Origin of the sequence: Kitasatospora sp. NPDC088779 (genome assembly GCF_040685395.1) — a bacterium.
GTDB lineage: Bacteria > Actinomycetota > Actinomycetes > Streptomycetales > Streptomycetaceae > Kitasatospora.
The window spans coordinates 77723-100666 of the sequence record NZ_JBFBHW010000030.1 but is presented as its reverse complement, the minus strand read 5'-3'; the positions used below and the strand labels follow the sequence as shown (position 1 = coordinate 100666).

The following is a 22944-nucleotide window of genomic DNA, read 5'->3' as shown; positions in this document are numbered from 1 at the left end:
CGATACCCGGGGGGTATCGTCGCAGCGTGGAGCTACGTACCCTGCGCTACTTCGTGGCGGTCGCCGAGGAACTCCACTTCGGCCGGGCCGCCACCCGCCTGCACATGAGCCAGCCGCCGCTGAGCCGGGCGATCAAGCAGTTGGAGAAGGAGAGCGGCGCCCTGCTGTTCGCCCGCTCCCCCGCCGGTGTCACCCTCACCCCGGCGGGGGCCGTGCTGCTCGACGAGGCGCGGGACCTGCTCGACCGGGCCGAGCGCCTGCGCGCGCGCGTCGCCGCGGCGGCCGGCACCGCGACCCTGACCGTCGGCATCCTGGGCGACGGCACCGACCCCGGCATCACCAGGCTGGCGGCAGCCTTCCGCCGCGGCCACCCCGGCGTCGAGATCCGCGTACGCGACACCGACCTGACCGACCCGACCTGCGGACTGCGCGCCGCACTGGTCGACGTCGCCCTGACCCGCGCGCCGTTCGACGACACCGCCCTGGCGGTGCGCGTCCTGCGCACCGACCCGGTCGGCGCGGTCCTGCGCGCCGACGACCCGCTGGCCCGGCGCGGCCGCCTGGAACTGGCCGACCTGGCCGACCGCCGCTGGTTCCAGTTCCCCCCGGGAACCGACCCCCGGTGGCAGTCGTACTGGAACGGCGGCACCCCACGCGAGGGCCCCGTGGTACGCGGCGTCCAGGAATGCCTCCAGGCCGTGCTCTGGAACAGCACCGTCGGCCTGGCCCCGCTGCTCGGACACGACCTGCCCGAGAACCTCACCACGGTCCCGCTGGCCGACATGGCACCCAGCCCGGTGGTCGCGGTGTGGAACGACGGCGACACCAACCCGCTGGTCCGCTCGTTCGCCGAGATCGCGACGGCCGCGTACCGCCAGACGTGAACACCGCCAGGCCTGAACACCGCCAGACGGGAGCACCGCCAGGCCTGAACACCGCCAGACGGGAGGGGACGGCGCCCCGCGGGAGGGTGGCGTCCGTCGAAAAAAGTGGTCCCGGTCCGCCCGCCGTGTCGATCCGCGGCCACGCCGTTCGACCTGGGACGGAGAGCGGGGCGGGCACCGTGCCGCGGGCAAGGGAGAGTGACGATGCCGACGTACATGCTGATCATGCGGGGCACGGACGAGAGCATCGCGAAGATGATGGAGACGCCCTTCGAGGAGATGCTCGAGACGGTGGGCCGCTTCAACGAGGAACTGATCCAGGCGGGCGCGCTCGTCACCGCCGAGGGACTGGACGACCCCACCCAGGGCGTGGCGGTCGACTTCAGCGGACAGACCCCGGTGGTCACCGACGGCCCGTACGGCGAGACGAAGGAACCGTTCGGCGGCTTCCACGTGATCGACGCCGCGTCGAAGGAGGAGGCCGCCGAGTGGGCCAAGCGGCTCCCCGCCACCACCGGCTCGAAGGCCGAGATCCGCCACGTGCCGGGCATCGACGAGTTCCCGCAGGACAACGAGTGGATCGCCAAGGAGCGGGCGTGGCGCGAGCGGACCGGCCAGCACTGACGCCCACCACCCCCGACGGCCCGCCGAGCACCGAATCGGCTCGGCGGGCCGCCGAGGCCCTCCGGCGGATCGAGTCCGCCCGGATCGTCGGCGCGCTGACCCGCTACACCGGGGACTTCGCGCTCGCCGAGGACGTCGCCCACGAAACGCTCGCCGAAGCACTCGTCAGCTGGGCGCGCGGCGGCGTGCCCACCAGCCCGGTGGGCTGGCTGCTGGCGACCGCGCGCCGGCGGGCCATCGACGCCTTCCGCCGCGCCTCGGCACGCGACGAGCACCACACCCTGCTCGCGGGCCAGCCCGCCGAGGGCCAGTCAGCTCCGGCCCGGCGACCGCGCCCAACCCGCCGCACGAACTGCCGTGGGACCCCGACCGGGTCGACGACGACGTCCTCGCGCTCATGTTCACCGCCTGCCATCCGGTGCTCTCCCCGAGGCCCGGGTCGCGCTCACCCTGCGCACGGTGGGCGGCCTGTCCAGCGACAACGCCCTCGCACTCATGTTCACCACCTGCCATCCGGCGCCCCCAGGCCCGGGTCGCACCCACCCTGCACACGGTGGGCAGCCTGTCCAGCGAGGAGATCGCCCGGGCGTTCCTCATGCCCACAGCCACCGACCGAGGACCGGATCACCCGGGCGAAGAAGACGATCACCGCGACGCACGTGCCGTTCGAACTGCCACCGTCCAAGGACCGGCGCGAACGGCCCGGCGCGGCCCTGAGCGTCCTGTACGTGACCTCCACCGAGGGCTCGACGGCGACCACCGGCGACCACCCGCTACGCCCCGACCTCGCCTACGAGACACTCCGACCGGCCCGGATGCCGACCGCCCCGCCGACCGTCGAACCGGAGGCGTGCGCACCGCTCGCGTTGCTCGAACTCGGCCCCGCGCGTTTTCCGGCCCGCACCGGACCCCACGGGGAGGCGGCGCTCCTGGAGGACCAGGACCGGCACCGGCGGGACCGGTCGGCGGTCCGCCGCGGCCCGGCCGCGCTCGGCCGGGCCACCGCCACCGGCCGGGGCCCGGGCCCGTACGGCCTCCAGGCCGCGATCGCCACCTGCCACACGGCCTCGCCCTCGACGCAGGAGACCGACGGGGAACGCGTCGTGCTCCTCCACGAGGTACTCGGCCGTGTGGCCCCCTCCCCCGTCGTCGAGCTCAACCCGGCCGTGGCCGTCGCCATGGCGAACGGACCCCGGCAGGCGCTGCACATGGTCGACGAACTGGCCGTCTCCGGCCGGCTCTCGGGGTCACACCTGCTCCCGGGCGTACGCGGCGAACTGCTGACCCGGCTCGGCCGCACCACCGAGGCTCGGGCCGAGCTGGAACTCGCCGCCCGGCCGGGCCGCAACACCCGCGAACGGTCGGTACTGCTGCGCAAGGCGGCCGCGTTGCCCTGACGCCCCGGCCGGACGCCGTCACCAACCCGGCCCTCACGAGCGGGGCCGTCACGAGCCCGGCCCTCACGAGCCGGGCCGTCACGAGCGGGGGCAGAACTCCGCCTCCAGCTCGGAGGTGAACACCGCGATCGGCCAACTCCCCTCGACCCAGTCGCCGTTGACGTTGGTGGCGAGCAGGTGCCGGCCGTCGCGGGTGCCGAACGCGTAGGACCACGAGCCGTTGACGGCGCCGCCCATGCCCCAGACGGTGGGACCGCAGTCGAGCCTGATGCCGGCGACGCCCAGACCGTAGTCCGCCTGGTCGATCCACTGGTGCCCGGTCGGGACCATCGTGAACATCTCCCGCTGCTGGACGGGCGGCAGGAGCCGCCCGCCCAGCAGGGCGGCGAAGAAGGTGTTCAGGTCGCGAACGTCGGAGATCATGTCGCCGGCGGCCCAGCCCCAGGACGGGCTCAGCTCCGTCACGTCGTAGGCGGTGGCGTTCGCCCCGGTGAGCCCCAGACGCGAGTACTCGCGCCCGTGCGGCCCGTGGACGGCGGTGTCGCCGGAGGAGGGCTCGTAGGTGCCGGTGAGGCCCAGCGGGGCGGTGATCCGCTGCCTGATCTGCGCGGCCAGGGTGGCGCCGGAGGCCCGTTCGACGATCAGGCCGGCGAGGACGTAGTCGGTGTCGGAGTAGGTCCAGCCGGCGCCGGGCGCGAAGTCGGGCCGGTGGGCGACCGCGATCCGGACGAGCTGTTCGGGGGTGTAGCCGTCGAAGCGGTGCCGGAGGAAGGGCAGGCCGCTCGCCTCCTTCCGGACCTTCTCGTCCATCGCGTAGTTGTAGATGCCGCTGGTGTGGTTGAGGAGTTGGCGCACGGTGGTCCGGTCGCCGTCGTAGCCGGGGGCGCCCAGGAGGCCGGGCAGCCAGCGCTCCACGCTGTCGTCGAGGCTCAGCCGCCCCTCGGCGGCGAGCTGGAGGACGACGGTGGCGACGAAGGTCTTGGTGGTGCTGCCGATGCGGAACCGGTCCTGCGCGAGACGGGCCCGCCCGGTGGCGAGGTCGGCGACGCCCGCGCTGCCGAACCACCGGCGGTGGCCGTCCCGGACCTCGGCGACGGCGCCGGGCAGACCGCCCGTGGCCACCGCCCGGTCCAGCACCCGCTGGACCCCCGGGTGCCCGCCCCCGCCGTCCGGCGCGGGCGCGGCGAACGCCGGTGCGGTGGCGGCACCGGCCAGCACGGCCCCGGCGAGCAGGGTGGCGACGGCGGCGCGCGTGGTGGTTCCCATGGCGTGTTCCCCCTCGATGTGGTGTCGCGGTTCGGGAAGGAAGCTACGAGCAAATTCACATAATGGTCAATGCGAAACCCGCCAATGGTGGATGTATACGCAGGCAGATGCCGCAATATTCTTGCAACGACCCTCCCGGTGAATGCAACAGAACGTCGCGGTCCCATTGCAACAGCGGGCGAGCCGGACGGATACTGTTCACGCGACGGAAGGAGACGAGGACGGATGCCCGGAGCCAGGCTGACCCCGCAGGACCGCCACCGGATCGCCGCCGGACTGGCCGAAGGGCTGGGCTACGGCGAGATCGCCCGGCAGATCGAACGGCCGACCTCGACCGTCACCCGCGAGATCGCCCGCAACGGCGGGCCCTGCGACTACCGGGCCGAACACGCCCAACGCGCCACCGCGCAGCGCTCCCGCCGCAGCGGCACGACCGCCCGACGGGCCGCCGCCGCCACGCCGCCGGCCCAGGGCCGCGACCCGCAGGCGGTCCGCGAGTTCGCCGACGAACTGGCCGAGCTGCTGGTGCACAGCGGCCTGCCCAGAATGGCCGCCCGGGTCCTCGCGTGCCTGTACGTCACCGACGACGGCAGCCTCACCGCGGGCGAACTGGTGCAACGGCTGCAGGTCAGCCCGGCCGCCGTCTCCAAGGCCGTCGGCTACCTGGAGGGCCAGGCGCTGATCCGCCGCGAACGCGGCGAACAGCAGCGCCGGGAGCGGTACGTCATCGACGACGACGTCTGGTACCGGGCGCTGCTGGCCAGCGCCGAACGGAACACGACGCTCGCCGCCGTCGCCCGCCAGGGCGCCGAAACCCTCGGCCCCGGCACACCGGCCGGCGCCCGGATGGACGACGCCGCGGCCCTCCTGGACCGGATCGGCCAGGACATCGTGCGCTCCGTACGGCAGTGGCGGGAGGAGAGCCGGCCCGGATCGCGGACCGGCTGATCCCGGGCACCCCCTGCGGGGCGGCCGGGTGAGATGCGCAAGGGTCCGGGCGGGCGGGCTCCGCACCCGACCGGGTGCCGTATCCGCGGATCCGCGGCCGGTCTTCGACAAGGCGGTCGCGGTGGACCGGCAGCCCCCCCCCGGGCGTGCCGACGGCCGGGCGTGCCGACGGCCGGGGCCGCCGGGGACGGGCCGGACGGCGATGGCGGGCACGCGCAAACGACCGGAGGACTTCCCGCTGCCGAGGCTCAGCACCCGTCAGCTGATGACGATCTCGACCGCGACCTCGCTGGTGATGGCCGCGGTGTCGATCTTCCAGGCGCCGGAGGGACGGCGGAGCACGATCACCGGCCAGTACGTGCCGCCGCCGTACAACCCCGACCAGTCCACCGGTCCGGCCGGCGGCCAGGCCCCCAACCGGCCCGCCCAGGCCCAGCAGCACGGCAACCCCTCCGCGTACCACTGAACGGACCGAGGAAGGACCGATCGATGAGCACCCAGGTTCAGATGACGACGGCGCAGGAGGCCACCGCCGAGGACCACACCGCCACCGAACCGGAAGAGGAACGCCGCCGCCGGGAGAACACGATGCCGCTCACGGCGGGGGGACCGGCGGCGGCCGGCCTCGGAGTCGCGCTGCTGTCGATGCTGATGAACAACCAGCGGGGCACGGTCGCGGTCCGCATGTGAGTGCACACCCCCCGGACCCGGCCGAACGACACAAGGACCCCCGGCACGTCCGGCGGCCCGGCAGGAGCTGGTTCGGACCACAGGGCCGGAAGCCCGGGACCGACCGACGGGGCAGAGCCGGGCACGGAGTCGCGTCTCCGCCCACCCCAGATCGACACACAGGCCGAACCAGACCCGGCCCTTGCACACACCCGACCCACCGAGACCCACCGAGACCCACCGCGACCCAGGAGAACACACCCTGGAGGACATCGCACCGACGCCCGGGGGCGGCCACGGACAGAGCGAAAGGCAGAGCGATACCGGCCCGAGCGACGATCAGACGGCACGGGTGACGATCAGACGGCCCGGGCCGTCCCGCTCCGGGCAGCCCCCAGCGAGGTAACACGGAACACCGACGACCCCGAACCACCCCACGACCACACCCGACACCTGCCCATCCACAATCTCCACAATAGAGCCGCGCACCGCAGGGGCGGCCGGAGGGCGGCAAACGGCTGAACCGGGCCTGTCCGGTGCCCCGTTCCTCCGTGAAAGGCAGCTCTGTCGTGCTGCCGTCACTGCCGATTTCCGTGGAGGACCGCAGTGCACCACCGTTCCCGTTCAGTGGCCAGGGTGCTCGGCTCGGGCGCCGCCTTGAGCCTGGCGCTGGCGCTCACCGTGACCGCCTCCCCCGCCCTGGCCGCGCCACCGGGCCCCACCGCCGAGTCCGATCCCGTCCCCGGCCTGGTGGCCGGCGAGGGCACCGCCGCCCCGCAGCTGGTGACCGGACTGTCCGAGGCGGCGCCCGGCGCTCCGGCCGAGGCGGCCCGGGCCCATCTCGCCGCCCACCTGGACCGGTACCGGGTCGATCCGGGGCAGCTGGCCGAGCTCGCGGTCGAGCGCACGGCCGCCGACCGGCGCACCGTCAGGTTCCAGCAGTACCACGGCGGCATACCGGTGCTCGGCGGGCAGTACCTGGTCCGCCTCACCGGCGAGGGGACCGGCCAGCGGGTGGAGTCGGTCGGCGGCAAGTACTTCACCGGGCTGACCGCACCGACCGCCCCCGCCGTGCCGGACGCGGTGCTGCGCACGCTGGCGCTCGGCTCGCTCCAGGACCCGCGCGCCCGGGCCGGGGCCACCGCCGAGGACCGCGGCCTGGTCGTCCTGCCGGGCGGCACCGGCCGGCTCGCCCGGCACTTCACCGTGCACACCGCCGACCCGGGGAACGGCGAGCCACTGGTCCGCGAGGTCTACGCGGACGCCACGCTCGGCGTGGTCGCCCTCGCCCACGACTCCCCGGCCCCGTACCAGGTCAGCGGCGCCGACGACACAGGGGCCGACGACACAGGGGCCGGCGACACCGGGGCCGGCGCCGCCCGTGGCGCGGCCGCCGCCCAGCCCGCCACCGGGACCGCCCCCGACCTCCTGGGCCGTACCGTGCCGGTGAACATCTCCCGCCAGCCGGACGGAAGTTACCAACTCGTCGACCTCACCCGGCCCGTCACCATCACCACCTACGACGCGACCGGACGGGACTACAACGAGTTCAGCGGCCGACTGCCCGACGGCAGCCTGCCCGTCGGCTCCCCGGACCCGGACTTCCCCGCCTCCACCGGCACCAGCGGCGCCACCGACGCCCACCTCAACGCCGCCGCCGTGTACGGCTTCTACCACGACCGGCTCGGCCGCGACGGCCTGGACGGCAAGGGCGGCGCGATCACCTCCGTGGTGAACGTGAGCAACCGCGGCAAGCCCTTCCCCAACGCCGCCTGGGACGGGCAGAAGATGCTCTACGGCAACGGCAACGCCAGGTTCCTGCCGTTCTCCGCCGCCCTCGACGTGGCCGGGCACGAGATGACCCACGGCGTCATCCAGCACACCGCCAACCTGGTCGGCGACGGCCAGTCCGGCGCGATGAACGAGGGCATCGCCGACTACTTCGGCAACGCCATCGAGGTCACCGCCCGCGGCATGTCCATGGACGACCCGGCAGCCCCGCTGATGGGCGAGAACCTGTGCCGCACCGGCACCCCGCAGGACTGCGCGAACCGCCGCCTGGACGACCACCGCACCACCGTGGACGACTACCTCGGCGCCGGGCTCGACCTGGACAACGGCGGCGCGCACCTCAACTCCACCATCTTCAGCGGCGCCCTGTGGGACATCCGGCACACCCTCGACCCACTCACCGCCGACCGCCTCGTCTACCGGGCGATGGCCGAATACCTCACCCCACTGGACGACTTCGTCGACGGACGCAACGCGGTACTCGCCGCCGGCCGGGCCCTCAAGCTCAGCGGAGCCCAACTGCGCAAGGTGGCGGCCGCGTTCGACGCACACGGGATCAAGGCCGGCTGGCAGAGCCGACTCGGGACGGACACCCGCCCGCTGCTGCCCGGCACCTCCGCCCCGGTCGGACCGGCCGCGGGCGCAGGCCACTGGGTGATGGGCAACACCGACCCGAACGGCAAGGGCACGACCGCCCTGTACACCGGCTCCACCACCACCGCCGCCACCCCGACCCGGCTCAGCCCGGACGACGGGCGGATCCACGGCTGGGCCGCCACCGACGGCAAGTCCGCCGTCTGGCTGGCGATCGGTCCCGACACCACCGGCACGTGGGGAACGGAGGTGCTGACCCGTCCACTGTCCGGCGGCCCGGTGCGCAGCGTGTTCCACTCCTCCGACCAATCGCCCGGCAGCGTCCAGGTATCCGGCGGGGACATCGCCTTCACGGTGACCGACAACGACACCGGCCGCACCCGGGTCCGCCTCTCCCACGACGGCGCCCCGCCCGTGGAACTCCCGCTGCCCGAGGGCCACAACCTCACGTCCCTCGCGTTCAAGGACGGCCTGCTCGGCTGGATCGAGTCCTGGACGGCCGACGGGGCCACCGTCCAGGCGCCGACGGCCTTCTCGACCGCCACCGGCAAGGTCACCGCCCAGTACCCGGTGAGCACCCCGAACGGCACCGACCCGCCGTACCTCGCCTCCCCGCTGCTCGCGGGCGGCCGCCTGCTCTGGCTGGCCGCCCCGGCCGACCGCACCCGCCCGACCGCCCTGCGCTCCGGCGCCCTGGACGGCTCCGGCGTGCGCGACCTGCTCTCCACCGACTCGCCGTACACCCCGGCGGACATGGAGCTCACCGCCACCGACCAGGCCGTCACCTTCACGCACCGCAGCGCCCAGCCGAGCAGCGGCTGGTCGAACGCCGCTCTGCCCAAGCTGTACCAGCTGCCGGTCAGCGGCGGCACCCCCGTACGGGTCTCCTGCAACCGGGGCAGCCAGTTCCACGCCGCCGCCGACCAGGGCACCCGGGTGGTCTGGCTGGACGCCACCGCCGGACGCAACGACCTCGTGGTCCGCGACCGCCCGGCCGGGTCCTGCTGATCCGAGCGCGGCAGCGTCGTCCGCCCCGGTGCCGGCGGGCACCGGGGCGGACAGCGAGGCGGGCACCCGATCCGGGGCGGACAGCGGGCGCCTGACAGCGCGCTGTGCGCGGTCTGCCAGCGGCGGGCCACAGGCTGGGCCCGTCCAGATCACCCGGCAAGCAGAGGGAACCGCATCCATGCCGTCAGCTACTTCTCCTTCTTCCACTCCTTCTTCGGCGGCCCCTTCGCCCTCCCGCGCGGGGTGGTCGCGCCGCCTGCGGCTGGCGCCGCTCGTGCTGACGGCGTCGGCCCTCACCGTGGGGCTGGCCGCCGGACCGGCGCTCCCGGCCCCCCTCCCCGCCGCCGCAGGGTCCGCGCCCTCCGCGCCCCGGGGCGGGGCCGAGGCGCAGCGGGTCCAACTGGAGAAGCTGGCGCGGCAGTTGGTGGCCGCCGGGGCGCCGGGCGTGGTGGTGCGGGTGGACGACGGCCGGGGCCGGCCCGTCGAGATCGCCGAGCAGGCCCCCTGGGCCGCGGCGGACCAGCGGCTCGCGGCGGGGGACGAGTTCCGGATGGGCTCCAACACCAAGACCATGATGGCCGTGATCGCCCTGCAACTGGCCGCCGAGGGGCGCCTCGCGCTGACCGACCCGGTGGAGGCGTGGCTGCCGGGCCAGGTGCCCGACGGCCGGGCGATCACGCTGCGGATGCTGCTGAACCACACCAGCGGCCTGCCCGACTACACCGAGGACCCCGCCGTCCTGCCGTCGATCCTCGGCAAGGACCCGCACCGGTGGACCTCCGCCGAACTGCTCGCCGTGGGTGTCAAGCGCCCGGCGCTGTTCCCGCCGGGCACCCGGTGGTCCTACAGCAACACCGACTACGCGGCGGTCGGCGCCGTCCTGGAACGGATCACCGGAGCGAGCCTCGCCGACCTGATCCGGGACCGGATCGCCCGTCCCCTGGACCTGAAACACACCTACCTCGCCACGGACGGCAACTGGCACGGCCGCTACGTCCGCGGCTACGAGCCGGACTCCGCCCACATGCCGGCGGGGGTGCCCGCGGCGTTCCGGGACGTGGCCGGGGTGCACCGCGACGGCCGGGTGGACGTCTCCGGCAACGACCCGGGCTGGGGCGGGGCGGCCGGGGCCGTGGTGTCCACCGCGCAGGACTGGTCCCGCTTCTACAACGCGCTGATGTCCGGCAGGCTGCTGCCCGCGGCCCAGCTGGCGCAGCTGCGCGCCACCGTGCCGATGGACCCGCAGAACCCGGTGGACGGGCCCGGCTCCGGCCTGGGCATCGGGACGGTCCGCACCCCCTGCGGCACCGTCTGGGCCCACGACGGGGGGATCACCGGCTACTCCAGCACCAACCTCACCGACGGCACGGGCAGCCGTACCGCCACCGTCCTGATCTCGACCGAGTTCCTGTTCGAGTTCGGAGCCGACGCGGAGCTCACCGCGGCCGGCCAGGCCCTGCAGAGTGCGGTGACCTGCGCCATGTTCGGCAAACCGGCCCCGGCCCCGGCCCCTGCCCCGGCTCCGGCTCCGGCTCCGGCTCCGGCTCACTGACCGGGCGGCCCGGCCGCGGGCGAGGGTACGGGTGCGGCCGAGGGTGCGGGTGAGGGTGAGGGTGCGGGCGAGGGCGAGGGTGAGGGCCCGGCCGCGGGTGCGGGCGAGGGTGAGGGCCCGGCCGCGGGTGCGGGCGAGGGTGAGGGCCCGGCCGCGGGTGCGGGCGAGGTGATGATCGCGGACAGCAGGTCCCTGGCCTCGGTCCGCGCCATCGCCGCACCCGCGGCGTGCGCGGACGCGAACCCGGCGGCTCCCAGGTCCGCCGTGGCCCGCCCGGCGATCCTGCGCACGTCGGTGTCACCGAGGTCGTCCGAGCCCCGCAGCAGGTCGGCGGCGCCGAGCAGGAGCGCCGCCTCCCCCGGCCGGCCGCGGCACAGCTTGATGTCGGCGGCCGTCACCGCGATCCGGGCCGCGACCGCCGAGTTCCAGGTCAGCACCAGGTGCACCGCCGGGTGGTCGAGCCGGCGCACCGCCGCGCCGGGCAGGCCGTCCGCCGCGTCCAGCTGCGCGAGCACGCCCAGCAGCAGGGCGGTGAGGTGCGAGGGCGCCGGCTGGCCGCCGGGGGCCTGGTCCAGGGCGGCCAGGGCGTGCGCGCGGGCCGGCTCCCGTCGCCCGGCCCGCCATTCCAGCTGGGCCAGGCCCAGGCACACCAGGGCCCGGGGCTCGGCCCATCCGGCCTGCGCCACCTCCTCGAGCAGGCCCGCCAGCTGCCGCCGCGCGCCGTCCGCGTCCCCGGCCTGGGCGCGCATCAGGGCGGCCTGGACATCGCTGTCGACCGTGTCCTCCTGCATCCCGAGTTCCTGGAAGTACCGGGTGGCCCGCTCGTTCATCGCCAGCGCGTCGGCCAGGTCGCCGGAGCGCCGCCGCAGCGAACCGAGGGTGCTCAGCGCGGTCGCCATGCCCCACCGCTCGCCGAGCGCCTCGAAACCGGCCAGCGCGTGGGCGAGGAAGCCCGTCGCCTCGGTGACGTCCCCGGTGTGCAGGGTCAGCAGGCCCCGCACGAGCAGGGTGAACGGGCCGCTGGAGGGGTCCTTACGCTCGCCGTCCGGGAAGTCCGGGGAACCCGAGGGGGCCGGGAGGGCCGGGAAGTCGGGCGTGCGCGGCGGCGGCTGCGGGCCGGCGATGGCCGCGGCCAGCCGGGCCAGCTCCAGCAGGGGGTGGACACCGGGGTCGACACCCGCCATCGCCACCTCGATCCGGCCGAAGGCGGCCGCCCTGTCCTCCGGCCGGCCGATGGACTCGGTGCCGACCTCGTACGTCGCGACCACCAGCGCGCGGGCCGCCGGATCGGCCGGCCCGGGGACCTCCAGCACCCGTTCGAGCAGGTCCAGCGACTCCGGCGGATAGCCCCGCATGGACCAGAACCAGCACAGCGCGGCGCCGAACCGGACCGCCGTCGCGGCGTCCCCGGACTCCACCGCCCAGCGGACCGCGGCCAGCAGGTCGTCCCGCTCGGCCGACAGCCGGGCCAGCCAGCGCAGCTGGTCGCGGGTGCGCAGCCGCGGCTCCGCCGTCTCGGCCAGGGCGAGGAAGAACCCGCAGTGGCGTTCGCGGGCGGCACCGTCCTGCCCGCGGCGGGTGAGCTGCTCCAGGCCGTACTCCCGGATGGTCTCCAGCATCCGGTAGCGCGGCTCTCCCGTGGCGGCGGCTCCGAGCGGGTGCAGCAGCGACTTGTCGACCAGCGCCGCCAGCAACTCCCGGACATCGCGGGTGGGGGCGTCGTGGTCGCCGGGGTGGTGGTCGGCGTGCGGGGCGCCGAGCCCGCCGACCGCCTGCGCCGCGTCCTCGGTGAAGCTGCCGGGCGCCACCGACAGCCGTTCCAGCAGCGCCCGCTCGTCGGCGGCCAGCAGCTTCCAGCTCCAGGCCACCACGGCGCGCAGCGTCTGGTGGCGGGGCAGGGCGGTGCGGCTGCCCCGGGTGAGCAGCCGGAACCGGTCGTCCAGCCGGGCGGCGACCACCTCGGCGGGCAGGGTGCGCAGTTGGGCGGCGGCCAGTTCGATCGCCAGTGGCAGGCCGTCCAGGCGGCGGCAGATCTCGACCGCCGCCGCCGGCGAGCCGTCCTCCTCGGCGAAGCCGGGGCACACGGCGGCGGCCCGGTCGTGGAACAGCCGGACCGCCGCGCAGGCGCGGGCCTGTTCGGGTGTCGAGCCGGGTTCGGGCAGTTCCAGGGGGAGCACCGGGTGCAGGTTCTCGCCGTCGATGCGCAGCGGCTCCCGGCTGGTGGCCAGTACCCGCAGCCCGGGGCACCGGCCGAGCAGGGTCTCGGCCAGCGCGGCCGCCGCCTCGATCACGTGTTCGCAGTTGTCCAGCACCAGGACCGGGTCGTCGTGCGTGAGCACCTCGGTCAGGCGGTCCAGGATCTCCTCGGTGGTACCGGGGGTGCCGGGGCGGCGGGCCGGGGCCGCGGCGCTCTTGGGCAGGTCGGCCTCGCGCGTCCGCAGGGCGTCGAGCACCGCGCGGGGCACGTCCGCCGGGCCGGCCGGGGCCAGGGCGGCGAACCACACCCCGCCGGACGGTGTGAGCCGGCGGCCGGCGGTGGTGGCCAGCCGGGTCTTGCCGGACCCGCCGGGTCCGACCAGGGTGACCAGGCGGGCTCGGCCGAGCAGCTCGGCCACCCGGCGGATGTCGTCCTCGCGGCCCACGAAGCTGGTCAGCGGCGCGTCCAGGTTGCCGGGCGGCCGTGCTCGGCGGGGTTCCGGCCGTTGGGGTTCCGGCCGTTGGGGTGGCGGCTGTTGGGGTGGCGGCTGGTCGGCGGGCGTGCGGTGGCCGGGGAACTGCTGGCGGTCAGGGGGCGTGCGGTGGCCGGGGGGTGCCGGGAGCTCGCCGCGCAGGACCGCGAGATGGGCCGCCCGCAGCTGCGGTCCGGGGTCGCTGCCGAAGGTGTCGGCCAGCCGGGCGCGCAGCCGCTGGTAAGCGGCCAGTGCCTCGGCGCCCCGGCCGCCGGCGGCCAGTGCCCGGATCAGCTGGGCGTGCAGCCGTTCGTGCAGCGGGTGCCGCGCGGTCAGCGATTCGAGTTCGGCGATCAGCTCCGGTCCGGCGCCCAGCGCGAGGTCGGCCTCGATCCGGTCCTCCAGGGCGACCAGCCGCGCCCGCTCCAGCCGCCGGGCCTCGGCGTCGGCGAACGGCGCCTCGCGCACGTCCGCCAGCGCGGGGCCGCGCCACAGGGCCAGGGCCTCCCGCAGCGCGGCGGCGGCCTCGGCCGGCCGGCCCTGCGCGTGCAAGTGCCTTCCGGAGCGGGCCAGTTGCTCGAACCGGGCGGTGTCCACCGCGCCGGCCTCGACGGCCAGCCGGTACCCGGCCGGTCCGAAGGTGAGCAGCGCGGGGTCGCCCAGGACGCCCCGCAGGCGGGACACCAGTGACTGCAGGGCGTTCGTCTGGTCGGCCGGTGGTGCCTCGGCCCACAGCGCGTCCGCCAGGGCCTGCGGCCGGACGGCGCGGCCGGCGTCCAGCGCGAGGTAGGCCAGCAGCGCCCGCAGCCGCGCGCCGCCGATCGGCAGCGGGCCCGCTCCGGCGTCCAGTACCAGGGGTCCGAGCAGGCCGACGCGCACCGGGTCACTATCGCAGCACCACCGGTTTGATCGTCAAGTCGCCGGCCGGCGCCCACGCGCCCGCCCCGGCCGTGAGCGGTGTCCGGGGCGGTGTCCCGGCGGGGCCGGCGGCCTCGCCGGTCGCCGGGCGGCCCGTCACCGGGGCTGCGGCGCCGCGCGGGCGGGGCGCTCCCCGGGCTCCGGCGGGCCGCCCGTCACGTCCTCGGGGCGGCGATGGGGGGCCCGGGTGAACCGGTAGCCCCGGACAGCCATCCCCGGTCGCGCTCCGCATACGAATGTGTGTGGATGGTGACAGGCCGCCATTTCGTGGCGGTCCGATCGACCATCACCACCCTTATCTGGAAGGGCTCTTCCCCCATGCGTACTGCGCGCCGTGTCCTGACCGTCTCCGCCCTCTGCCTCCCGCTCGTGCTCGGCGGGGCGACCATCGCCTCCGCCGCCACCCCCGACAACATCCCCTCCCTGAACTACGACCACGGGGCGTTCTCCGTCGGCCCGAACGGCAGTGCCCTGCACATCACCGACGTCCAGTTCGGTCCTGACGGCGCCTCGTTCCTCGACGCCGCCGTCGCGGTGGGCCCCAACGGCGTCGCCGGCTACGCCACCGAGACCGGTATCGGCATCGGGGGCTGATCCCCGCCGCTCCCCCATGCCGGGTGCCCCGGGGCGGTTCGTCCCGGGGCACCCGCACGCCCGGGGCCGGGCCGCGCGGGGCGCGCCGGCGGGCCCGCGGCGCTCACCCGGCCCGGCGCGGGCTGACGAGCATGCGGATGTCGTCGGCCGCCCAGAGGACGAACCGTTCGGCCGGGACCACCCGGTGGCCCGGCACGGGCCGAAAGCGCAGGCGCTTGAGGAGGACGGCCAGCAGCAGTTCGCACTCGACCATGGCCAGGGCGGCGCCCTCGCAGCTGCGCGGGCCGAACCCGAAGGGGACCCAGGCCAGCCGCGCGCGTCCGGCCGCCTGCTCCGGGGTGAAGCGCTCGGGGCGGAACCGTTCGGGCTCGGGCCAGTGGTCGGGGTTCAGGTGGACGGCCCAGAACGGGTAGAAGACCACCGCCCCGGCCGGGACCTCGTACGCGCCGAGGGTGAGCGCCTGGGTGGTCTGGCGCGCGCCGTACGGGCCGGGCGGGTAGAGGCGCATCGACTCCTGGAGGACCGTCCGCAGGTACGGCAGGCGCCGCAGGTCGGCGTACCCGGGGGCCGGGCGGTCGCCGAGCACGCGGTCCAGTTCCCCGGTGACGCGTTCGGCCGCCCCGGGGTGGCGGCCCAGCAGGTGCAGGGTCCAGGAGACGGCCACGCCGGTGGTGTGGTGGGCGGCGAGCATCGCCGCGAGGACGGTGTCGCGGATCCGGGCGGGGCGCTCGCCGGCCTCGACCAGTGCGCCGACCAGGTCGCTGCGGTCGGCGCGGGCTCCGTCGCGGTGGGCCGCGATCACCCGGTCGACCGTCGCGCGCAGGAGGGCGAGCGCCCGCGCGGTCCGCTCGGCGCGCTCCTGCGGGTCGACGGCGGGGGGCACCTGGTAGAGCCGTTCCAGGTAGTCGGCGAGCACCTCCTCGAAGGCGGCGGCGACGACGTCCGGGCCCTCCACCTCGCCGCCCAGGGCGTACGCGCAGATCATCCGCAGGGACAGGGCGGTCAGGTCCTGCTGCAGCGCGACGGCCTCGCCCCGCGTGCCCCGCGCGGCCCAGCGGTCCGCGAGGCCGGTGGCGAGCGCGGTGAAGCGGTCGAAGGCCTGCTCGTGCGAGGGGCGGCCGGCCAGGACCGAGAGCAGGGTGCGGCGCCACGGGGCGTGTTCGTCCGCCGGGAGCACTTGCAGGTTGCCGGCCTCGAACAGCGGGTCCAGGAAGGAGAACAGGCGCTCGGGGCGACGGTCCAGGTGTGCGGTGGCCTCCAGCAGCACCGGGTCGGCGACCGACACGGCCGTCTCGGCGCCGGGCAGCTGGAACCGCGCCACGGGGCCGTACTCGGCGTGCAGCCACAGCTGGTAGGCGTGCAGCCCGCCGGCCTGCGCGATGGCGCCGACCCCGCCGTCCGGCCGGGGGTCGGGACCGGGGATCTTCATCGGACCTCCTGGTGACGCATGGTCGGATCCGCCGCCCGGACGGTGGACACGGGCGGCGCAGCGCCGACGGCCGTGGGGACCAGGATCGCGCGGGAGCGGGTCCGCCGGCAGGTGGCGACACCGGATGAAATGGCCAGCGCTTGCAAGCAATCAGCGTGCACAACTATTGTGGTGTCACACAAATTGCACTTGCAATCATTCGAGAAGGTTTCCCCCGGCCCCGCCTCCGCCGACAGGAGTCCGCCCATGAGCACCACCCTCTTCACCCCCTACACCCTGAGGACCCTGACCGTCCCCAACCGCGTCTGGATGGCGGCGATGTGCCAGTACAGCGCCGCTCCGGACGGCGACGCGGCCGGAGCCCCGACGGACTGGCACTTCGCCCACGTCGCGGCACGCGCCACCGGCGGCACGGGGATGATCATCATGGAGGCCACCGCCGTCAGCCCCGAAGGCCGCATCACCCCCTACGACCTCGGGATCTGGAACGACACCCAGGTCGCGGCCTTCCGGCGGATCACCTCCTTCCTGACGGCACAGGGCACCGTGCCGGCCCTCCAGCTCGCCCACGCCGGCCGCAAGGCGTCCACCGAGCGCACCTGGATCGACCGCGGCCGCGCCCTCGCCCCGGACGAAGCCCACGGATGGACGCCGCTCGCCCCCAGCGCCCTCCCCTTCGCCCCCACCCGGACCAGGCCCGACGAACTCACCGAGGAGCAGATCCGCGGGATCGTCCGGCAGTTCGCCGACGCCGCCCGGCGCGCGCTCGACGCCGGCTTCCGGGCCGTCGAGATCCACGGCGCCCACGGCTACCTGATCCACCAGTTCCTCTCCCCCCACAGCAACCACCGCACCGACGCCTACGGCGGCTCCTTCGAGGGCCGCATCCGCTTCGCCCTGGAGGTCGTCGACGCCGTCCGCTCGGCGTGGCCCGAGGACCTGCCCGTCCTCTTCCGCGTCTCCGCGACCGACTGGCTCACCGAGAACCCGCAGGACGGCCGCACCGGGTGGACCTCGCAGGACACCGTCCGCCTCGCCGAGGAACTCCTGGCCCACGGCGTGGACCTGATGGACGTCTCCACCGGAGGCCTCGTCCCCGACGCCACGATCGACGCCGGACCCGGCTACCAGGTGCCCTTCGCCGAGGCCGTGCGCAGCGGGGCCGGCATGCCCGTGGCGGCCGTGGGCCTGATCACCGACCCCGTCCAGGCCCAGGACATCCTCGCCGCCGGCAGGGCCGACGCCGTCCTGCTCGGCCGCGAACTGCTGCGCGACCCGTACTGGGCGCGCCGCGCCGCCGCCGAACTCGGCGCCCGGGTCTCCACCCCCGTGCAGTACCACCTCGCGTAGCGGCGCCCCGGTACGGGCGGACGGGGGCCCCGCGGTTCCGGCGGCCCGGTTCGCCGTGGAGGCCCGCCGGCCCCGCACACCCGTGACCAGCTCTTCGGGCACCGCGGCGGGGACCGCGGCACAGGGCGAACCGTCAGCGGGGGGCGGCCACATGGCCGAACTGTCGAACGGTGCGACGACCTGGGTGGCGGCCGGGGACAGCATCACACCCCCGGTCCGCCGGGCCCGGGGGTGCGGGCGGGCAGTTCGCGGGGACGGAGGACTTCGCGCGGTGTCGGACGGCGTTGCGGGCGGCGGTCGCCGGGCTCGCCGGTCCGGCGCCGCGGGTCGGTACGCGCGGACAGGTGCTCACGGCGGGCGACCACCTCGACGCGTACGTCCTGGAGTGGACGCTGCACCATCTCGGCCTGGCCGCGTTCCTGCCCGGGGTGCCGGGGCCGCCGGCGCAGGGGCTGCGGCGCTCGCGCGCGCTGCTGGAGGGGATCGCCGGGGCCGCGTTCCCCGCGTCGTTCTCCGACCGGGACGCACTGCTGGTCGGGACGGGACGGCGCGCCTCCACCGGTGCGCAGCGGGCCGCGCTGGGCGCTCTGGCGGGGCGGTTGCCGCTGGTCCTGGGCTGGGCGGCGGCTGGGCGGCGGCTGGGCGGCGTCGGAAATTTTTGTCGGGTCCCTGTCTAGTTCGCTTGCGTCCTGGTGTGGTGGGATGTGCCCGTCACGGGATTGAGGGCGCTGACGGGGGTGCACGGTGAGGGGTGGACGGCTGTGCGGGCTGGACGGGGACGCGGCGCGGCTTGCCGCGGCGGGCCTGGTCCGGCTGGGTGCGCAGGAGTGGGTGGGCGACGCGGCCGGGGCTCCGGCGTGGCTGGGGCGGATGCGGGCGGCGTCGTTCGCGGACGCCTGGCTGGCGTTCGGCGAGCCGCCGGTGCCGGGGCTGCGGGTGCCGGCCGGGGAGGTCCTGCGGGCGCTCGCGTACCGGGCGGCGGAGCTGGTGCTCCAGGCCCGCGAGGGGGATGTGCCGGCGGTGCTGGAGTGGCTGGGCCGGCGGTCGGCGGAGGCCCGTGAGCAGGCGGGCCGGGCGGAGGTGACGCACCCGGCCGAACCGGCCGCGCTCGCCCTGGTGTGGCACGGCGTCCAGGCGGTCACCGCCGGCGAGGGGGACGGGGGCGGGGGCGCTTCGGCGGCCGGCCGGGAGGCTGAGGGCCGGGAGGCGCACGGCCGGCGTATCGACGAGCGGGGCGAGGCGTACGTCCGGGAGCGGCACCGCCGCCGGGACACCCTGGCGCTGATGCTGGCCTGTGCCCGGATCGCGGCCGCCGCGCTGGTGGATTCGTGCGGCGGCGATCCGGGCCGGGTGGACGGGTGGCTGGAGGAGGACGCGGCCCGGTACATGGCGCTCGGCGGCCCGGCGCCGCTGTGGGTGCCGGGCCGGCCCGGGCAGCCGACGGGGTGAGGCCGGGGCTCGGCGGGACGGCGGCCGGGCTCAGCGGGCGGGGAGGCTGAGGGTGGCGTGCAGGCCGCCGCCGGGGGCGGGGGCGAGGCCGAGGTCGCCATGGTGGGCGTCGGTGACGGCCACGACGATGGCCAAGCCGAGGCCGTGACCGCGGCGGGCGGGGTCGGACTGGGCGGTGCGGCCGCGACCCCGCAGGAAGGGCTCGGTGAGGGTGGGGACGGTCTCGGGGGCCAGGCGGGGGCCGGTGTTGGTGACGGCGAGCCGGACCCGGCCGGGGCGGTCCGGATCGGCCCCGGTGGTGACGGTGACGGATCCCCCGGTCGGCAGGTTGTGGCGCAGCGCGTTCTGCAGCAGGTTGACGGCGGCCTGGCGCAGCAGGACCGGGTTGCCGGTGGCGGGGGCGGGCCGGCAGTCGGTGGTGACGGTGACGCCCAGGGCGGCGGCCTCCTCCTGGACGGCGGCGAGGGCGTCGCGGGTGGTGCGGGCCAGGTCGAGGGGTTCGAGTTCGGGGGCGGTGTGGCCGAGGTCGGCGAGTTGGAGGAGGGCTTCGCTGATCTCGATGCCGCGCTGGTTGGTGTCCTGGAGCCGGGCGACGAGGGTGGTCCAGTCCTGGCGGGCCGGGTCGGCGGCGGCGACCTGGAGCATGGTGCGGGTGATGGCCAGGGGGGTGCGCAGTTCGTGGGAGGCGTTGGCGGCGAAGCGCTGCTGGGCGTCGAAGGAACGCTGGAGGCGTTCGAGCATCTCGTCGAAGGCGTCGGAGAGGTCGGTGAACTCGTCGCGGGGGCCGGCGAGGGCGATGCGGTGTTCGAGTGCTCCGCTCGCGGCGCGGTGGGCGGCCCTGGTGATGTCCTGGAGGGGCCGCAGGACGCGGCCGGCGATGAACCAGCCGCCGATCGTGCCGACGGCGGTGAGCAGGGCCAGGGCGTAGCCGGAGATGGTGAGCAGGGAGCGGAGGATCTCCTGGCGGGAGGGGGCGGAGAGGCGGTCGCGGGGGTTGGAGGAGGTGAGCGGGTAGTTGGGGATGTAGCGCATGCCGACGTAGACGACGGCCAGGCAGAGGGTGCCGGTGATGACGGCGAAGAGGGTGTAGCTGAGGGTGAGTCGCAGGCGGGCGGTCAGGCGGCGCGGTCGCGGCGCGGGGCGGGTGCGGGGCGGGGCGCTCACGTGGGGGTGCCGTCGGTGAGGCGGTAGCCGACGCCGGGCACGGTCTGGATCACCCAGGGTTCACCGAGTCGTTTGCGCAGGCCGGAGATGGTGATGCGGACGGCGTTGGTGAACGGGTCGGCGTTCTCGTCCCAGGCGCGTTCGAGGAGGTTCTCGGCGCTGATGACGCCGCCGCGTGCGGTCATCAGGACCTCCAGGACGGCGAACTGCTTACGGGAGAGGGCGACGTAGCGGCCGTCGCGGTAGACCTCGCGGCGGAAGGGGTCCAGGCGCAGTCCGGCGTATTCGAGGACGGGGGGCGCGGCCTGGGCGGGGCGGCGGGCCAGGGAGCGCAGCCGGACGACGAGTTCGGCGAGGTCGAAGGGTTTGGTCAGGTAGTCGTCGGCGCCGAGTTCGAAGCCGGCGACCTTCTCGTTGAGGCGGGCGGCGGCGGTGAGCATGAGGACGCGGCAGCCCAGGCGGTGCTCGACGATGGTGCGGCAGACGTCGTCGCCGTGGGTGCCGGGGATGTCGCGGTCCAGGACGACGACGTCGTAGGTGTGGACGGCGAGGCGTTCGAGGGCGGCGTCGCCGTCCGTGACGATGTCGCAGGCGATCGCCTCCAGGCGCAGGCCCGCCTGGACCGCCTCGGCGAGGTAGATCTCGTCCTCCACCACCAGGACCCGCACGCGCTGTTCTCCCGTCCCGCTCTTGCTGTCGTTGCCGTTGCCGTTGCCGTTGCCGTCCATTGGACACGAACGGGCCTATCGAAAACGTATCGGCTAGTGCAGACGTCCTGGTAACACCGCTTTTCCTCCCATGGTGTGGCCGCCGGGTTTCCCCGTCGCGGCGAAGTGACGAGCGCCGGGAGGCAGGGATGGACGGGACGACGCGCCAGGAGGCGACGCGGTGGCGGCCGGTGGGGGGCGGCCGGCGGGCGGTGGCCGTGGGCACCGGGGCGGTGGTGGTGCTGGCGCTGGCCGGCGCCTGCGCGGCCGCCGATCCGCCGGCGACCGAGGCGGCGCTGCGGACCCTGGCGGCCACCGTCGCGCCGTTCTCCTCCTCCCTCGCTCCGGGGTCCGGTTCCTCGGCGGGGGCGGACGGCGACATTCCCGACGGCACGACGCTGACCCCGTTCGACACCGGGGCGCCGGCGGTGGGCAACCTGGACGGACCGCTGCTGGCAGCCGTCCAGCAGGCCGCCGGGGACGCGCGCGCCCAGGGCATCGAGATGACCGTCACCTCGGGCTGGCGCAGCAAGGAGTACCAGCAGCGGCTGCTCGACAAGGGGGTGGCCAGGTACGGGAGTCTGGAGCGGGCCAGGCAGTTCGTGAACACGCCGGAGAAGTCGGCGCACGTCTCGGGCAAGGCGATCGACATCGGTCCGACCAATGCCGACTACTGGCTGATCCAGCACGGCGCGCGGTACGGGCTCTGCCAGGTGTACGCCAACGAGATCTGGCACTTCGAGCTGCTGACCAGCCCTGGCGGGACCTGTCCGGCCCAGTTGCCCGACGCGGCCGGGTAGGGGGCGTTCATGATCCGATCGCAGGAGGGGCTCGCGCCGGGGGCGGGGGCGGTCTCAAGGCCGGGAGCGGTGGCGGGGGCGGGACAGGGGACGGTGGGGGGCGCCTCGACGGGTGTCTCCCGCCCGGGCGGCCGTCGATGCCGTCGGCGGCGGCAGCGGCGCGAGCCGGTCGGGCGCTGGCGGCGCGGCCGTGTGGCCGCCGCCGTGGCCCTGCTGACCGCTCTCGCCCTGGCCGGTCACCGGCGGGTGCCGAGCCTGGGCGTCCAGCTGGGGAGCCTGTGGGAGAGCGCCCTGCCCTGGGCCGGTGTCGTGGTGCCCGCCGTCCTGCTCGCCGCCGCGCTGCGGCGAGCGCCGGTGCCGGCGTGCGCCGCGGTGGTGCTGGCCGCGGTGTGGGCCGTCGTGCTCGGGCCGGTGCTCGCCGGCGGCGGCCCGCCGCCGCCGGGGGGCGGTGCGGGCCCGGCCGGCGGTGCGGGCCTGACCGTGGTCACCCACAACGTGAGCGCGCAGAACCCGGACCCCGCCGGCACGGCCCGGGCGCTGCTCGCCGCCCGCCCCGACCTGGTCGCCCTGGAGGAGGTCACCGACGCCGCGCTGCCCGTCTACCAGCACGTGCTGGACGCCGAACTGCCGCACCGCACGCGGATCGGCACCGTCGCGCTGTGGAGCCGCTACCCGGTGACCGACGCACGGCGGCTGACCATCGACCCGGGCTGGAGCCGCTCACTGCGGGCCGAAGTCCAGGCCCCTGGTGGGCCGTTGGCCGTGTACGTGGTCCATCTCGCCTCCGTCCGGCTCAACGTCACCGGCTTCGCCACCGCTCACCGCGACCGCAACCTCGCCGCGCTCGGCGCCGCGCTGGACGAGGAGCCCCTGCACCGGGTGCTGCTGCTGGGCGACCTCAACACCGCCGCCGGGGACCACGCGCTCACCCCGGTCACCAGCCGGCTGAGCTCCGCGCAGGACAGCGCGGGCGGCGGCTTCGGGTTCACCTGGCCGGCGGTCTTCCCGCTGGCCCGGATCGATCACGTCATGACCCGGGGCCTGCCCGCCACCGCCGCCTGGACCCTGCCCGCCACCTCCAGCGACCACCTGCCCGCCGCCGCCCGGCTGACGGTGTGAGGGGCGTGCGGG

At 75.5% G+C, this 22944-nt stretch carries 18 protein-coding genes and 2 pseudogenes; 15 read left to right on the top strand and 5 right to left on the bottom strand.

The window, feature by feature from the left end:
- Positions 1-26 precede the first annotated feature (26 nt).
- The 4 genes and pseudogenes from AB0P03_RS25950 to AB0P03_RS25935 all read left to right on the top strand — a co-directional run bounded on the left by AB0P03_RS25950 (position 27) and on the right by AB0P03_RS25935 (position 2905).
- Positions 27-884, top strand: a complete 858-nt coding sequence (locus AB0P03_RS25950) for a LysR family transcriptional regulator (protein ID WP_363631007.1) — start codon at positions 27-29, stop codon at positions 882-884.
- 204 nt (positions 885-1088) lie between these two features.
- Entirely contained in the window at positions 1089-1508 is a 420-nt protein-coding gene (locus tag AB0P03_RS25945; protein WP_363589418.1) for a YciI family protein, read from the top strand.
- A pseudogene (locus AB0P03_RS25940) lies at positions 1460-1756 on the top strand (sigma factor); the annotation flags it as partial. The gene AB0P03_RS25945 and the pseudogene AB0P03_RS25940, both read left to right, overlap by 49 nt.
- Before the next feature lie 411 nt (positions 1757-2167).
- A complete protein-coding gene (locus AB0P03_RS25935) occupies positions 2168-2905 on the top strand; it encodes a DUF6596 domain-containing protein (protein ID WP_363631023.1) in 738 nt (245 codons plus the stop codon).
- 78 nt (positions 2906-2983) lie between these two features.
- Here AB0P03_RS25935 and AB0P03_RS25930 read toward each other — a convergent pair whose 3' ends face one another.
- On the bottom strand, positions 2984-4171 hold the full coding sequence (locus AB0P03_RS25930) for a serine hydrolase domain-containing protein (protein WP_363631006.1): 1188 nt from the start codon (positions 4169-4171) through the stop codon (positions 2984-2986).
- 225 nt (positions 4172-4396) lie between these two features.
- Here AB0P03_RS25930 and AB0P03_RS25925 point away from each other — a divergent pair, with 225 nt between their 5' ends.
- The 5 genes from AB0P03_RS25925 to AB0P03_RS25905 all read left to right on the top strand — a co-directional run bounded on the left by AB0P03_RS25925 (position 4397) and on the right by AB0P03_RS25905 (position 10733).
- Complete coding sequence (locus AB0P03_RS25925; RefSeq protein WP_363589426.1) at positions 4397-5119, top strand: MarR family transcriptional regulator; 723 nt, start codon at positions 4397-4399, stop codon at positions 5117-5119.
- Between the two features lie 265 nt (positions 5120-5384).
- Positions 5385-5585 (top strand): hypothetical protein, encoded by a 201-nt coding sequence (locus AB0P03_RS25920; RefSeq protein WP_363631005.1) that lies wholly within the window; start codon positions 5385-5387, stop codon positions 5583-5585.
- Between the two features lie 23 nt (positions 5586-5608).
- Entirely contained in the window at positions 5609-5809 is a 201-nt protein-coding gene (locus AB0P03_RS25915; RefSeq protein ID WP_363631003.1) for a hypothetical protein, read from the top strand.
- Between the two features lie 585 nt (positions 5810-6394).
- Complete coding sequence (locus AB0P03_RS25910; protein WP_363631001.1) at positions 6395-9181, top strand: M4 family metallopeptidase; 2787 nt, start codon at positions 6395-6397, stop codon at positions 9179-9181.
- A gap of 274 nt (positions 9182-9455) precedes the next feature.
- Positions 9456-10733 carry a serine hydrolase domain-containing protein gene (locus AB0P03_RS25905; RefSeq protein WP_363631000.1) on the top strand — a complete coding sequence of 426 codons (1278 nt, stop codon included), beginning with the start codon at positions 9456-9458 and terminating at the stop codon, positions 10731-10733.
- On the opposite strand, the gene AB0P03_RS25900 is transcribed toward AB0P03_RS25905, so the two are convergent.
- The gene (locus tag AB0P03_RS25900; RefSeq protein ID WP_363630998.1) at positions 10727-14281 is read right to left on the bottom strand and encodes a BTAD domain-containing putative transcriptional regulator; all 3555 of its coding nucleotides are present in this window, start codon (positions 14279-14281) and stop codon (positions 10727-10729) included. The genes AB0P03_RS25905 and AB0P03_RS25900 overlap by 7 nt on opposite strands.
- Positions 14282-14638: 357 nt before the next feature.
- Here AB0P03_RS25900 and AB0P03_RS25895 point away from each other — a divergent pair, with 357 nt between their 5' ends.
- Complete coding sequence (locus AB0P03_RS25895) at positions 14639-14914, top strand: hypothetical protein (protein WP_363589091.1); 276 nt, start codon at positions 14639-14641, stop codon at positions 14912-14914.
- A gap of 103 nt (positions 14915-15017) precedes the next feature.
- Here the strand turns inward: AB0P03_RS25895 and AB0P03_RS25890 are convergent, their stop codons facing one another.
- Positions 15018-16343 carry a cytochrome P450 gene (locus AB0P03_RS25890; protein WP_363630996.1) on the bottom strand — a complete coding sequence of 442 codons (1326 nt, stop codon included), beginning with the start codon at positions 16341-16343 and terminating at the stop codon, positions 15018-15020.
- Between the two features lie 246 nt (positions 16344-16589).
- Between AB0P03_RS25890 and AB0P03_RS25885 the strand changes: the two genes are divergently transcribed.
- The 3 genes and pseudogenes from AB0P03_RS25885 (at position 16590) to AB0P03_RS25875 (ending at position 19142) form a co-directional block, all read left to right on the top strand.
- Entirely contained in the window at positions 16590-17693 is a 1104-nt protein-coding gene (locus tag AB0P03_RS25885; RefSeq protein ID WP_363630994.1) for an NADH:flavin oxidoreductase/NADH oxidase, read from the top strand.
- Between the two features lie 299 nt (positions 17694-17992).
- A pseudogene (locus tag AB0P03_RS25880) lies at positions 17993-18310 on the top strand (maleylpyruvate isomerase); the annotation flags it as partial.
- A 127-nt stretch (positions 18311-18437) separates the two neighbouring features.
- The gene (locus tag AB0P03_RS25875) at positions 18438-19142 is read left to right on the top strand and encodes a hypothetical protein (RefSeq protein WP_363630993.1); all 705 of its coding nucleotides are present in this window, start codon (positions 18438-18440) and stop codon (positions 19140-19142) included.
- Between the two features lie 30 nt (positions 19143-19172).
- Here the strand turns inward: AB0P03_RS25875 and AB0P03_RS25870 are convergent, their stop codons facing one another.
- Entirely contained in the window at positions 19173-20306 is a 1134-nt protein-coding gene (locus tag AB0P03_RS25870) for a HAMP domain-containing sensor histidine kinase (protein ID WP_363589083.1), read from the bottom strand.
- Positions 20303-20974 (bottom strand): response regulator transcription factor, encoded by a 672-nt coding sequence (locus tag AB0P03_RS25865; protein ID WP_063353004.1) that lies wholly within the window; start codon positions 20972-20974, stop codon positions 20303-20305. The genes AB0P03_RS25870 and AB0P03_RS25865 overlap by 4 nt, the downstream gene beginning before the upstream one ends.
- Before the next feature lie 188 nt (positions 20975-21162).
- On the opposite strand from AB0P03_RS25865, the gene AB0P03_RS25860 reads away from it, so the two are divergent.
- On the top strand, positions 21163-21813 hold the full coding sequence (locus AB0P03_RS25860) for a M15 family metallopeptidase (RefSeq protein ID WP_363630991.1): 651 nt from the start codon (positions 21163-21165) through the stop codon (positions 21811-21813).
- Positions 21814-22005: 192 nt separating this feature from the next.
- A complete protein-coding gene (locus AB0P03_RS25855; RefSeq protein ID WP_363630990.1) occupies positions 22006-22932 on the top strand; it encodes an endonuclease/exonuclease/phosphatase family protein in 927 nt (308 codons plus the stop codon).
- The last annotated feature ends 12 nt before the right edge of the window (positions 22933-22944 follow it).

Bases quoted from the DNA above. Each gene is read 5' to 3' on its own strand.
- AB0P03_RS25915 (WP_363631003.1), top strand. From the start codon at position 5,609: ATGAGCACCCAGGTTCAGATGACGACGGCGCAGGAGGCCACCGCCGAG.
- AB0P03_RS25885 (WP_363630994.1), top strand. From the start codon at position 16,590: ATGAGCACCACCCTCTTCACCCCCTACACCCTGAGGACCCTGACCGTC.
- AB0P03_RS25945 (WP_363589418.1), top strand. From the start codon at position 1,089: ATGCCGACGTACATGCTGATCATGCGGGGCACGGACGAGAGCATCGCG.
- AB0P03_RS25890 (WP_363630996.1), bottom strand. From the start codon at position 16,343: ATGAAGATCCCCGGTCCCGACCCCCGGCCGGACGGCGGGGTCGGCGCC.
- AB0P03_RS25895 (WP_363589091.1), top strand. From the start codon at position 14,639: ATGCGTACTGCGCGCCGTGTCCTGACCGTCTCCGCCCTCTGCCTCCCG.
- AB0P03_RS25930 (WP_363631006.1), bottom strand. From the start codon at position 4,171: ATGGGAACCACCACGCGCGCCGCCGTCGCCACCCTGCTCGCCGGGGCC.
- AB0P03_RS25860 (WP_363630991.1), top strand. From the start codon at position 21,163: ATGGACGGGACGACGCGCCAGGAGGCGACGCGGTGGCGGCCGGTGGGG.
- AB0P03_RS25920 (WP_363631005.1), top strand. From the start codon at position 5,385: ATGACGATCTCGACCGCGACCTCGCTGGTGATGGCCGCGGTGTCGATC.
- AB0P03_RS25925 (WP_363589426.1), top strand. From the start codon at position 4,397: ATGCCCGGAGCCAGGCTGACCCCGCAGGACCGCCACCGGATCGCCGCC.